Consider the following 12,445-nt stretch of genomic DNA (forward strand, 5'->3'; position numbering starts at 1 on the left):
TGAAGCACTGCCAATATTAAAACTAGAATGGTAAGGATTGTATTGAAATTTTTCTTCATCTTACAATTGCCGAGAACATTAGAACATGCGCGTTGCGCATGTTTCACTTATATCTCCCTTAAGATAATTGAATTCTAAGTAATAGCATCTAAGGGAGAAGTAATTTTTCTGATATGCGCTTTACTTACATGTGTGTATATCTCAGTAGTTTTACTACTAAAATGCCCTAACAATACCTGAATATACCTCAGGTCAACCCCTGCATCTAATAGATGCGTGGCATAACTATGCCGCAGAGTATGTAAGGTTGCTTTTTTCTGGATCCCTGCTGATATCCTTGCTTTTTGAAAGATCTGTTGCACACTCCTTCTACCATATTTCCCTCCCTTTTCTCCTTCAAAAAGGTATTCTTTTGGCTGGTATTCTTTAAAATACCTGCGCAGTAGCTCTAGAAGCTTAGGCGATAGAGGAACCAAACGGTCTTTGGCTCCTTTGCCTTGTTTGATGACCACCACCATACGTTTGGAATCTATATCTCTTATCCTGAGATGGATGAGCTCTGAGAGGCGTAAGCCACAACCATACACAGTTTGAAGGATTGCCTGGTGCTTGAGATTGCCTACTGTGGCCAATATTGATTTCACCTCTTCCTGGGACAACACTATAGGTAGGGTATATACTTTCTTGGGTCTGTCCAGATCATAGTAGGTACGGGGTCTACCTAGTACATGCTCCAGGTAAAACTTGATGGAATTAATCAGTTGGTTTTGATAAGAGCGGGACCTTTGCTTCACTGCCATATGATGCATTATAAAGGCTTTGACCTCTTCTTCGGTAACTGTACTAAGGTCTCTTCCCGGAAAGTAGCGCACAAAGATGCTCAACATCTGACTGTAGCCTCGGATGGTACTGGGGCTATAGCCTCTCAAAATAAGTTTTTGCCTGACTTGTGCGATAATATCCATAAGGGCAAAGTTACATGCGAAATTTGCTACTTTCGTCCTTTAAACGTTAACAAACGATTGTAGTCGTTTAGAAAAAACTAAATGTTTGTAAACGTTTGTAAGCGTATAGTCATTTGAAGTATACTTCTTATAGGGTTACAAATGGCAAGGCAGTACTAGGCTTGTATATGTTAAAGAACTAAATTCTTAATAGGATTACTACCCGTTCGGGTTAACTCACAACCAAAAAGCAGGTAGAAATCTCAGCAACAAGTACCTCTACAATGGCAAAGAACTCCAGGATGAAATGGGCTTGGGGTGGTATGACTACGGCGCAAGGATGTATGATCCTAGCATAGGAAGGTGGCATGTCGTGGACCCGCTGGCTGATCAGATGAGAAGATTTTCTCCTTACAATTACGCCTTTGATAATCCGATCCGATTTATTGATCCCGATGGGATGATGCCTCAAGATCCTGATTGTCCAGAGTGTAATAAATCTCCACAGGAGGTGGAACAAGATTATTACCAGCAACAAGAGGCTTCATTACAAGAAACTTTCAACTCAATTAAAAGTATTTTTACAGAATTATGGGGTGAAAATAGTAATACATCACTAAATACCGAAAATGATCTCTCCAGCGGATCTTCTGAACCAACTCAAATAAGTGGTGTGCCAATAGAAGTAGACGGAAGTAGTGGGCCTATGGAAGCAATGAAAGCTGATAAAACACAAGAAGCAATTGATGGTAACGGATTGTTGGAGCTAATTGGCTATGGTGCCATGAGTAAATTTAGTAAAGGAGATCTAGATTTTGTTGAGGCTCTTAACAAGGGCAATGACTTGATTAGCAACTTATTTAAAAATGAATATCCCAAAGAAATAGAAGGGGATTCAGTTATTTATCAAGATTTTTATGGTAGACCTGTAAAAGGAGTCCGCTTAGATAATGGAAATTATTCTCAAGGACAACCATTAAATAGAGAAGATAGCATTAAATATAACCTGATAAAAAGATGACTGTAAAAACACATATAAATATATTGATAGCTTTGCTTTGTTTTGCTTCCTGTTCTGAGACAAATCCAAATAATAAGTTCATGTGTGAAGGACGCACCGCTTTAATGCTTCAATCGACTATTGTATCTGATTTGAAGCCAATGCTAATTTCACGCAACAGTGAATTCATCAATAGAGTAATTAGCATGGTTGAAAGCATAGAAGCGGTTTCAGATGAACTTATCATTCGGGCAGGTGGGATAAATCCAGAAACCATGCTTCTCGGTAACGGGTGTAGATCTGGAAATGATACAAGAAAACTGTTCGTCGATCGTAGATTATCAGAGAAGCTTCAACTAGAAATGAAGAAGTTGAAAGTAGATTTCCCGGAAAACCAACAAATAATAGAAATGATTGACTATATGCTTGCTAAACATTTTTATGCAACAGACCCCTACTTCAATGAAAAAAGGCTGACTAAAATACCGATTGCCATCTTGACATCAGACCTACTTGCAATACAAAATGGGATTTATGGACTTTTACTTAGTCAAGCTTAGCTTAAAGATATAACACATCACCTCACATAGGTGCATTTGCAATGCACCTATTTTTAGGCACTGTAGTCAAGAAGCATAAGCTTTGCGAGCCTGAAAATCTCTGACCGCTAAATCCAGGAACCAGCGCACCACGGTTTTGGTCTCTTCATCCATCTGCTGAACGGTATGCTATTTATGGTATGAACAGAACCAATATAAGCTTGACTCCTCTCCCTTCGGTTTATCTCACAATCAGAGTAGTGGCAGGGAGTTGAGTAATAAGTACCTCTACAACGGAAAAGAACTTCAGGATGAAATGGGGCTAGACTGGTACGACTATGGTGCCAGAATGTATGATCCAGCTATTGGAAGGTTTCATGTAATTGATCCAATGAATGAGACATACTATTCCCTCTCTACTTATGGTTATTGTGCTGGAAATCCTATAAAAAATATAGATGTAGATGGAGAGTGGATTGGGACTGTTATTGGAGGTACCATAGGAGCAGTTTCAGGAGCATATAAAGCTTATAAGAGTGGAGGAGATAGAACGGCTATTTTTGCTAGCGCTGTTGAAGGAGGTGTTTCAGGTGCAATTACGGGAGCTGCTATTGATGGTGCAGTAGCATTAGTTGCTGGTTCTGTAGTTGGTACAGGAGGAACAACTACAGTTGCAGCAGTAGCAGGAGGTATTGCGATGGTATCAGCTGCAGGTGCTACAGGTGGTGCAATTGGTGCGGTTGCTGGAGATGCAGCAGGTCAAATGGTTGAAAGTATTCTAGGTAAAGATATGAGCATTAAAGAAGCCGCTTTAAATATAAGTACGGAGAATATGGGAGAGAAAGCAATTTCTGGTTCAGTCAGTGGAGCCATAGGTGGCGCAGTTGGAGGTGCTACAGGAATAGCTCTTAAAGCAATAACAACCAAGGCTACAAGTACAGGAGTTAAAATGGTGCAGGAAAAAATTGAAAGCACTGCCCAAACAATAAGGGCAGACGGTGCCCAGGGAGGACTACCTCAAAGCGTAATAAATCAGAATGTAGACAATTACGCCAATGAATTAGGAAAAGCAATAGGCATAATCAATAGAAATGTACCATCACAGACTAACAAGGCCGCAGCTGGCATAGGAGTAGTAACTGAATCAATTCAAAAAGAATTGGAAAATAGATAATGATGAAAAAAGTAGTAAAATTCTTTTATTATGTTGGTCTTTTATTCTGGGGTAGTTTTTTAATACATTCATTGTTTATGTTTACTGCATATAATGGGTTTGGAAGCTTGTTTAAATATGTTGAACCTAGAGACATAGATTTAAATGTTCAAAGAGATTCTTCTTTGGTCTATATTAGTTATGTATATAGTGTTAATGGCGAGAAATTTCAAAATGAATTCAAAACTTCAAGTAATTACTTTGATTCGTTCAATATAGATACTGTTACTGTTCAATACAACCAAAAATACCCCTCTGTGAGCACAGTTAAAGGGTTACCAAATATGCAAAGAAGAGAAAGGATAATCATTGTAATTTCAATTATATTTATTGTAGTACAAACTATATTCTATACGTTGGCTATACGTAAGAAGAATTTAAGAAGGTATGGAATCAATTAAATTGTAAATGTTTGAATTTACTATTCCATTCTCTAGTGCGTTAAGCTTTTGCCCAACGCCTTCGTTCTCTTTAGGAAGCAAAAGCTAGTTTGGCTTTAACATTTTGTATGATATTATCTAGCAGATAAAATAGATGTTCCCAATCTTTCTCGGGCAGCTGTTGTATCTGCTGGATTTTTGTTAGGATGTTCGTATCCACTTCCAGTTCTGTTGCCCCTACCAAGTAATCCAAAGATACCCTTAAAGCTTCAGCCAATATAGCAGTCATCTCCACAAAAGGGCGAACATCACAACTATTCATACCTTCCTAACATGTTGCCATGAAGCCCTACTCTCTGAGCCGGTTAGAACTGTGAAAGCTTCTTTTGCCTGCATATGATCAATAATAACCAGTGGTATAGAGTACTTTTTCTTGAAAGTGCAATAATCGCTTATATGTTAAACAACCCCTGCCCTACCCCTGAAAGCGTTAACATTAATTAAATTTAACGTTTTAAAGGCCTTTTATACTGGCGACAAAGTATGGATGCCTGTGAAAAATAGAACTACAGTTTTTCTATTTCTTCTTTAGTCAAACCTGTGATTGCTGATATTTTTTCAATGGGGTCACCATACTTTTTCATTGATTTGGCTATCTCAATCTCTCTTTCACTAGCACCTTCTTTTTTAGCAGTTTCAATCACACTGTATTGATCTCTATAAGTCTTAAGACTTTCTTCGTATGCTTTCATCTCTTCTATATTTTGAAAGATAAAAGAGATTAGCTCTCTAATGCCTTTAAAAACTCTTTGAAATTCTGCCTTAACTCTTTGATTACTTCTTTACGTCTTGGGTCACTTTTACTCATTTTTAGTGCCTTATTGGTAAGAAATGCTAATGATTTTTTTAAAACCTTGACCTGTTCATTTTCATTAGTTTCCTCATCTTCCAATGATTCACTTTGCAGCAGGGTGATAGTCTTTTCTAAACTTTCTGTATCTCGAATTTTCTTCTGAATCTGAGTGAGATATTTAGGTTCACTATCTACTAAGCTTGTAATGGTTTTTTTACCTGCTTTGATATTTCCATTAAGAATATTCCATCGTAAATCCTGATCATTACCAGTCAATTTTTCCAGCGCTAATGCAAACTGCCCATCTCTGCGAATGGTTTTTTCGTTTACACCATACTCTTCGGATAGTTTCGCAGCAGTAGGTGTGGGCAAGTGGACATCTTGTCCATTTGCTTCTTTTCGTCCTCTATTTCCACCCCAGGTATGCTTCTCATTTTCATATCTAATTCCTCTTAAATAGCTCATTTGTAAAGGAGTAAGGTTACGACGAGCCATCTGATTACCTATCATCCAATCCTTAACTTCCCCTTTATTATTGAAGTTTTTAAGGCGGATATCAAATTTGATATTGTTCTTTTGACATAGTCTATATCGGTTGTGTCCGTCTATCAAAATAAAGCTATCTCCAGACTGCCATACTATTAATGGCTCTCTACAACCTTCTTGTTTGAGGCTTACTTCAAGTTGTTCTAATTCATCTTCAGAAAGAGGAGGAATGAGATTATCCAGTTCAGGATCAATAGTAATATTGTTTTTTATATCATTCTCTGCGCCCTTAAACAGGGCAACACTCAACTTTTCTCTCTTACTCTTAGCCATGATATACTAATTTACCCAACATCTCTTGGGTTAGTGATTTATAATCTTCAGCAGCTGCACATTTACTATCGTAGGAAAAAATATCTTGTTTTAGTGAGCTTGCTTCTACGACAGAAATATTCCTTCGTATCATAGATTGATATACTAAACCATCGTAAGTATCACGAACTGCATCGATAATGCTTTTACTCATTACCGTATGATCAATTTGTGTAATTAGTATACCTGATACATTGAGAGTTGAATTAAGACCTTTAGCACTTTCTACTGCTGCCATAATGGTGTCCATTCCTTTTGTAGGCAGATATTGGCTTTGTAAAACAATCATTACATCAGTAGAGGCTAGTAGAGCATTATTAGTTAATATACCCAAGGAGGGAGGACAATCAATTAAAATATAATCATACTCACTTTTAACAGCTGCCAGTGCATTTTTTAAAGCAAGATACCCCTTGACTTGTAAGGCTTGTAATTTACTTTCAGCTACTGTCAAATCTAGGTCTGAAGGAACAATATCAAGTGTTTCACTAAGTCGTACAATCGGAAGAGGTTTATCTTCACAAAAGGTATGATAAATACTTTGCTCTGGATCTTCAATTCCTACTGATTGTGATAAATTTGCTTGAGGATCAATATCAACTATCAATACTTTATAACCTTCAATTGAAAGGCCTTTTCCCAAGTTAAGAGTGGTGGTAGTTTTCCCAACTCCTCCTTTATGATTAATTATACTTTTGATGACCATACTAAATGATTAATTAAAATGTTACAGCCTTTGGAGCATGAATATCATGTCTAATGCTCTTAAGAATTTGTCTCGCTACACTTTTCCTCATTTCCTAATAGATTATCCAAGCACTCTTTACTTATCTTGTATACTTCAAGTAAAGACCTTTCGCTACCTACATAATTAGCTTGCAATCCATATACACTCTTTCTAAGCTCTTTATATTCAATTTTTTCTTTGTAGTGAGAAACTTCTACAATAGAAAAGCCTAATTGAAGCATCCATTTACTTAATTGATCTAAGTTTGTAGCCTTTTCTTTTCTGCGAGAGGCGTGATTATCAGAATGCATTCCGCTATCTAAATTTATAATTTGCTGTCCATTTTTTTGCTGTGACTTAGGTACTCTTTTAGCTTTTTCCTTTTTATTGAATCCTATTTTCTTACCAAAGAAAAACTTTAGCTTGACTACTTTTCGCGTCCCGCATTTATCTTCTCTGAAAGTAAAAGGATAGTTATTCTTTTCTAGGTCTTCCTGTACAGGTATCAGCACTCTATTTTTGAAGTTTGAATAAAGTTTATACTTTTTTTCCAAATGCAACATCTCTTTTAATTCGTCAACTCTAACCTCAAAATACCCTGAATCTTCGAACTGGACCAGGAACCAAAAGAATCGGTAGGAGTAGACACTATTCAGGTTATTCCACCTCTGATATTCTACTGCTTTAAAATTCTCTGATAAATTCAATAGATATGGAGCCGCTTTGGCATTAAAACATGCTACAATATATCCTTCACCCTCAGTATATGAGCAGATGCTCATTAAAGGAATGGACTCCCATTTTTTTCTACCTCCCTTGATAGTCTGTTCTATCTGTAAACTCTTCCTAGTAAGTTCATGTGTCGCTGCCTTAATTTCTGTATAGTGAATTGACTTCTTCGCACTTTGTAACATTTGACAGGGAATACGAATATCTCTAAACTCTTTATCGTCCTTTCGAATCTGCAATAACATATAAACAAATATTCTTAGCTCGTTTAAACTCATGTCAAAACGGGCATTAATGAGTTTTTTGTGTTGTACTACTAGCTTTCGCGGATTATGATATTCTACAAGCATAGAGTTTATGTAATTCTAAAGGTCAATTTATAATATTTTGACTACTTCAACATACGAAGTTTAACGTTCACTGTAATTTGTCGTCGAATTTGTAATAGTTCGCAAAATTTAAATAAACAGTATTTCAGTCAATTTTTTTTCTTATAAGATTAATTTTGGGTTTTTACGTCGAAATTGTAATAGTTAGAATTGATAATAAATTTTTTTTTCAAGAGTTAATATCTTCTCAGACTGTTTATTTAATACTAAATAAATAAAGTTTATTTTAATTTATTAATATTTATATATGTTTATGGGGTTGGGTAAGTATCTGATTTACAGTAATTTACGTGGTGTTGCTATTACATTTTCGATTATTTCCATTACATTTTCGACGTGAAATATTACGAATTCGACGCTTTACTAATACATTTTCGACTTATTCTATTACAAATTCGACGTCTATTACATTTTCGATCTCAATTGTTCTTTTCTAGCTCAAAAACCGTATTTCTTCTGCTAATAGATTTTGACTTATTACAAATTCGACGCGAAATATTCTACACTTCTGACAAACTATTACAATTTCGACGTTTAAGTGTATTAATTGAATTGTCCAGTATGATGGTTGCTTTGATCAGAAACCAATAGCAATCTTCATTAATCTCTTGTCTATGTAAAACTTCTCATTCCTCTTGGTAAATCAGTGAGACACTTTCTCACTAATTCACGATCATAACCTATGCTGCATTTGCTACGTTTGGTAATATAACGGAAATTCCCTAAAGTTGGGAATAATTTTGAATAGATGATTGTTGAATTTGAAGATGAATATTTGCTGGATCTTTACAGAGGTAAACCTAAGGGAAAACCAAAATATCAGGCTACTGTAGTCAAACAATATCGGAAGACTGTAAGAGTGTTCCAGATGGTAAATGGTATTCAAGAGCTAAGAAGTTTTAGGAGCCTAAATTTTGAAGCTTTAAGTGGTAATCTCCAAGGACTATTTTCTGTTAGGGTCAATAAACAATATCGAGTCCTCTTTAGGATCAAAGACGATCAGCTTCAAATTGAAAAAGTGATTTCAATTACAGAACTCAGTAAACATTACGAATAATGGCAGATTATAAAGTAGTAGACAAAAATGGAGTAGAGGTTCAAAGTGCAGAGCCTATTCATCCGGGTGAAATTCTTTTGGATGAACTGGAAGCACGTGAGATACCTCAAAATGCTTTTGCGAAGGAACTGGGCATGAAAGCTTCCCATCTCAATGAAATTATTCACGGAAAAAGAAATATTAGCCCATCTATGGCTTTAAAATTAGAGACTCTGCTAGAAATCAGTGCCAGCTTTTGGGTGCGACTGCAAGCCGAATACGATCTTGATAAAGTAAGGTTAGAAAAAGCGAGTGTTTGAAAAAATTTATGGTTAGTGCTTCATTAATTCCATCCAAATAATGAATCAGGGTAAAGATGTTATTTTTACCCGTGAGATTGACATAGTTAATTTACTTTTTATCCTGTTACTAATAGGAATTACTATTTATGGAATTATTGAGTGTTTTTAGAAAATGGGTGATATTATGAGAATATCTCTAAAATGACATAAATATCCTCCATGATGCGAGAATAACTTCTAGCCAAAAGGAGTAGGTGAGAGAAAAAGTCTTTTTTTGACCTGCTAACTACACATCCAATCAATTTTTACAGTTAATCATTACCGTATAAAGGAGGGTTTATTTTATAATAACTTTTCACTCTAAGTGACAAGCTTTGATCTTGAAGTTTTAGCTACCTCAGAATTCATGTGAATTAAAAGTCATGATCATCTCTACCTTTTCACACTATGAATGCTGTACCGGGTTTTGGCACTTTTTGGCAAAAAAAAGTGCCAAACTCGCTGCCAAAGAAAAAGCGGTGTAATAGGGGGGGGAAGATTTACAAGCCAGGGAATAGCAATGTTACACAGAGGATTGTGGCTAGGTAAGTTTGTTCGCGCTACATGCAGGGCACACAAGGAAGATTCATAAAACTTGCGTAAAAGTTCAGATCAATAGCGTAAAGGAGGCGTTACTCTAGCGTAAGTTGATGGAATCTAAGCAACCACCTGCATAGACACCGAAGATAGTAGGAAAGAAAAATTATATTGTAAATAACCACAACCGTCTTTATTCGGATGACAGTAAATATTAGGATGCCAGAACTAGACCCTTTATGTTATTTACCATAGATCTTGAAGCAATTCAGATTTGCATCCTGTCATTCCATACCAGTTATACAATGTAGTGGCGTGGACAATAGTAGCATGAGCTTGGATGTTGAACATATGATTTAGATGCATTTTTTAGTACATTATCTATTCTGAATATTTTCTTTGTTTAGCATAATGCTTAGTAGTGCCGTACGAAGGCAAACATTGATTATACAGACGCAAATAACAATTGATAATCCAGTTATTGAGAATGTCAAAATGAGATTAAAAACCAGAAAGTGGGAAATTTCTGAACTTGTTTATCCCTTTACATAGCCCAGATTTAGATGAGTGAAAAAGTAAGATTACAGGATCTTAATTCTTATAAAATACTAGATACCTCACCAGAACAAGAGTTAGATGAGCTAGCTGAAATAGCCTCAGCAATCTGTGATACCCCTATCTCATTAGTTTCCTTTATCGATGAGAAACGCCAATGGTATAAAGCTAAAAAAGGGATACAAGCTCAGGAAGTCCCTATAGATTATACCTTTTGTCAGCATGCATTGCATAACTCTAAGGAAGTACTGGTAGTGGATGATCCATTACATGACAATAGGTTCAAAGATAATCCTTTTGTTGTGGGGCAGCCTTACATTCGTTTTTATGCGGGTGCCCCTTTAGAATCTCTCCAAGGAAATGTGCTGGGAACCTTATGTGTTATTGATCATAAGCCTCACAAGATTACTGATAGTCAAAAAAAGGCTTTATTACTTTTAGCAAAGAAAGTGATGAGTTACTTGGAAACACGGAAACATCTTCTTGAGCAAGAGGATAAGATAGAATTGAGTGCAGCCAGGCTAAAAAAGTTGACGGATCAGGCTCCTGGGGCTATCTTTCAATTGGCGATGAAACCCGATGGTAGTATGTCATTTCCTTTTCTTAGTGAAGGGTTTGCAAATATATTTCCCAATCTAGATATAGAGGCATTTAAAGAGCAACCAGAAATAGGATTTAAAGTCATCCATCCAGATGATTTAAGCCTCTTTCAGAAAGGCTTGCAAGAGTCATTCGTAAAGCTGACGAATTTAAATGTAGAATATAGAATAATTAGTAAGGGAAGTGAGATTCATTGGCATTGGGCTAATGCAAAACCAGAAAAGCAAGAGGATGGAACAGTAGTTTGGTATGGTACTTTTCAAGATGTGACACAAAAAAAAGAATATGTAAAGACCCTAGAACAGGTCTTGTTTGATATTTCTCACACCATGCGCAGGCCCATAACTACGATGTTAGGCTTGACGGCTACAATTGAAGAATTTTGCTTGGAGAAAGATACCCTGATGGATTACATAAACTATATTAAAAAAGTGGCAGAAGAAATGGATGAATATACACAACAACTCAACGAAGCTTATTTTAAAAAAAGATCAAGAATTGTGAATTGCGGAGAAAATAACACTGATCAGTAGAAGGATAGATTGAAACAACGAGTAAAACATTCAGTAATTATCATTTATGCTCACTAGAAAAATGCCCAGTGTTTTTTTGCCTTTCATATCATACTAAAATAATTATAGTAGTATAAAAGGGACGTGACTGTTGCACAACTCATACTATGCCTTTAATTATGCTTGCCCACATTAATGATTTTACTCTCCCCTCAATAATATCCCAGATTTCCTCTGTTTTAAGTCTATAATCATGAGCAAAAATTCCCTCATTGCCAGTTGATTGACCTCTACTTTTCTTGGCCTCAAGAACTTCACATACTTCTTCAGATTATAGGCAGCAGCAGACATTAGCATGCATTTATGTGCTGCAACTTTACCTTTAGCATTAATCCTTTTCAAGCCAAAATAGTTTATCAAACTACCGAAAACAGGCTCAACAGTAGACATTCGTAATTTCTTCATTCTTTGTCCTAATGAGCTTGTTAAGCGACTTCCCATGCGATCAAAATGATTACGAAAGGCACTTACAGTGAGCTTCTTACGGGAACTCTTGCCACAACATGCTCTGACGATAGGACAATTTCTACAGTCGCTCTCGCTACTAAAATAATAATAGTTAAAATACCCTCCGTATGTTTTGACTCCTTTGTTTACGAGCTTTTTTCCCTGTTTACACAAATAAAGGTCTTGGTCAACATTATAGGTGAATCCTTCTCTTTGGCTTTTGTATTTACCATATAAGGCTACATATCCTTCTAAATGATCAGCTTCTAACAATGCATAATTGAAACCCGAACTAAAACCACCATCAGCCAAAACCTTATACATTTTCAGGTCTAATCCTCTCAAGTTTTGCTTGGTTTTATTAACAATATCTATTAAGTGACGAGAATCTTTTTCATCAGCAAAATCTGACTGAATATGAGCCCCCGGGGCCCGGTAATGACATGCCTAAACGTGTCAACAGACATACTAGCTAAATGATACAGGTTGCTTGGTTTTCCTTTTTTCTTAGCTATCCGAGCATCTGTATCAGCAGGGCTATAATGCGTCTTATTAGAGCGCAGTCGCTTCTTCTCTTTTGGCAAAGCTTGCAAAGCATCCTTTAAGTTATCTTCTTCATTAGTTACCTTGTCTTGGTTATGGTATATCTGGATATACTTTGTCCAATCTAGCTGAGTGTCTTTGGGCTGCATATTTTCAAGGCAAGCATTTGCCTTTAAATATGC

Annotated in this window: 11 protein-coding genes and 3 pseudogenes; 6 read left to right on the plus strand and 8 right to left on the minus strand. The window is 36.2% G+C overall.

Translation table 11 applies throughout. The features are described from left to right. Window positions 1-134 precede the first annotated feature (134 nt). Entirely contained in the window at window positions 135-965 is an 831-nt protein-coding gene (xerA, locus tag WJR50_RS33420) for a site-specific tyrosine recombinase/integron integrase (RefSeq protein ID WP_341297673.1), read from the minus strand. A gap of 208 nt (window positions 966-1,173) precedes the next feature. Here xerA and WJR50_RS33425 point away from each other — a divergent pair. The 3 genes and pseudogenes from WJR50_RS33425 to WJR50_RS33435 all read left to right on the plus strand — a co-directional run. After that, window positions 1,174-1,965 (plus strand): annotated as a pseudogene (locus tag WJR50_RS33425) (RHS repeat domain-containing protein); the annotation flags it as partial. Then, window positions 1,962-2,504, plus strand: coding sequence for a hypothetical protein (locus WJR50_RS33430; RefSeq protein ID WP_341297674.1), 543 nt, complete (start codon window positions 1,962-1,964; stop codon window positions 2,502-2,504). The pseudogene WJR50_RS33425 and the gene WJR50_RS33430, both read left to right, overlap by 4 nt. 220 nt (window positions 2,505-2,724) lie before the next feature. Further along, window positions 2,725-3,657, plus strand: a pseudogene (locus WJR50_RS33435) (RHS repeat-associated core domain-containing protein); the annotation flags it as partial. A gap of 510 nt (window positions 3,658-4,167) precedes the next feature. Here WJR50_RS33435 and WJR50_RS33440 read toward each other — a convergent pair. From WJR50_RS33440 to WJR50_RS33460, 5 genes are all read right to left on the minus strand, one after another. Next, window positions 4,168-4,398: a hypothetical protein gene (locus WJR50_RS33440; RefSeq protein ID WP_341297675.1), complete on the minus strand. Its 231-nt coding sequence runs from the start codon at window positions 4,396-4,398 to the stop codon at window positions 4,168-4,170. Between the two features lie 244 nt (window positions 4,399-4,642). Further along, the gene (locus tag WJR50_RS33445; protein ID WP_341297676.1) at window positions 4,643-4,828 is read right to left on the minus strand and encodes a hypothetical protein; all 186 of its coding nucleotides are present in this window, start codon (window positions 4,826-4,828) and stop codon (window positions 4,643-4,645) included. A 29-nt stretch (window positions 4,829-4,857) separates the two neighbouring features. Continuing rightward, on the minus strand, window positions 4,858-5,748 hold the full coding sequence (locus tag WJR50_RS33450; RefSeq protein ID WP_341297677.1) for a ParB N-terminal domain-containing protein: 891 nt from the start codon (window positions 5,746-5,748) through the stop codon (window positions 4,858-4,860). Next, window positions 5,741-6,493, minus strand: a complete 753-nt coding sequence (locus WJR50_RS33455; RefSeq protein WP_341297678.1) for a ParA family protein — start codon at window positions 6,491-6,493, stop codon at window positions 5,741-5,743. Before WJR50_RS33455 ends, WJR50_RS33450 begins: the two co-directional genes overlap by 8 nt. Window positions 6,494-6,552: 59 nt before the next feature. Then, window positions 6,553-7,593: a replication initiation protein gene (locus WJR50_RS33460; protein ID WP_341297679.1), complete on the minus strand. Its 1,041-nt coding sequence runs from the start codon at window positions 7,591-7,593 to the stop codon at window positions 6,553-6,555. Window positions 7,594-8,380: 787 nt separating this feature from the next. On the opposite strand from WJR50_RS33460, the gene WJR50_RS33465 reads away from it, so the two are divergent. The 3 genes from WJR50_RS33465 (at window position 8,381) to WJR50_RS33475 (ending at window position 11,234) form a co-directional block, all read left to right on the plus strand. Beyond that, window positions 8,381-8,689: a type II toxin-antitoxin system RelE/ParE family toxin gene (locus WJR50_RS33465; RefSeq protein ID WP_341297680.1), complete on the plus strand. Its 309-nt coding sequence runs from the start codon at window positions 8,381-8,383 to the stop codon at window positions 8,687-8,689. After that, window positions 8,689-8,988, plus strand: a complete 300-nt coding sequence (locus WJR50_RS33470) for a HigA family addiction module antitoxin (RefSeq protein ID WP_341297681.1) — start codon at window positions 8,689-8,691, stop codon at window positions 8,986-8,988. Before WJR50_RS33465 ends, WJR50_RS33470 begins: the two co-directional genes overlap by 1 nt. Before the next feature lie 1,121 nt (window positions 8,989-10,109). After that, entirely contained in the window at window positions 10,110-11,234 is a 1,125-nt protein-coding gene (locus WJR50_RS33475; protein WP_341297682.1) for a GAF domain-containing protein, read from the plus strand. A gap of 180 nt (window positions 11,235-11,414) precedes the next feature. On the opposite strand, the gene WJR50_RS33480 is transcribed toward WJR50_RS33475, so the two are convergent. Next, entirely contained in the window at window positions 11,415-12,065 is a 651-nt protein-coding gene (locus WJR50_RS33480; protein ID WP_341297683.1) for a transposase, read from the minus strand. 29 nt (window positions 12,066-12,094) lie between these two features. Further along, window positions 12,095-12,445 (minus strand): annotated as a pseudogene (locus WJR50_RS33485) (hypothetical protein); the annotation flags it as partial.

It is taken from the genome of Catalinimonas locisalis (assembly GCF_038039535.1).
Taxonomy (GTDB): domain Bacteria; phylum Bacteroidota; class Bacteroidia; order Cytophagales; family Cyclobacteriaceae; genus Catalinimonas.

Bases quoted from the DNA above. Each gene is read 5' to 3' on its own strand.
- xerA (WP_341297673.1), bottom strand. From the start codon at position 965: ATGGATATTATCGCACAAGTCAGGCAAAAACTTATTTTGAGAGGCTAT.
- WJR50_RS33430 (WP_341297674.1), top strand. From the start codon at position 1,962: ATGACTGTAAAAACACATATAAATATATTGATAGCTTTGCTTTGTTTT.
- WJR50_RS33440 (WP_341297675.1), bottom strand. From the start codon at position 4,398: ATGAATAGTTGTGATGTTCGCCCTTTTGTGGAGATGACTGCTATATTG.
- WJR50_RS33445 (WP_341297676.1), bottom strand. From the start codon at position 4,828: ATGAAAGCATACGAAGAAAGTCTTAAGACTTATAGAGATCAATACAGT.
- WJR50_RS33450 (WP_341297677.1), bottom strand. From the start codon at position 5,748: ATGGCTAAGAGTAAGAGAGAAAAGTTGAGTGTTGCCCTGTTTAAGGGC.
- WJR50_RS33455 (WP_341297678.1), bottom strand. From the start codon at position 6,493: ATGGTCATCAAAAGTATAATTAATCATAAAGGAGGAGTTGGGAAAACT.
- WJR50_RS33460 (WP_341297679.1), bottom strand. From the start codon at position 7,593: ATGCTTGTAGAATATCATAATCCGCGAAAGCTAGTAGTACAACACAAA.
- WJR50_RS33465 (WP_341297680.1), top strand. From the start codon at position 8,381: ATGATTGTTGAATTTGAAGATGAATATTTGCTGGATCTTTACAGAGGT.
- WJR50_RS33470 (WP_341297681.1), top strand. From the start codon at position 8,689: ATGGCAGATTATAAAGTAGTAGACAAAAATGGAGTAGAGGTTCAAAGT.
- WJR50_RS33475 (WP_341297682.1), top strand. From the start codon at position 10,110: ATGAGTGAAAAAGTAAGATTACAGGATCTTAATTCTTATAAAATACTA.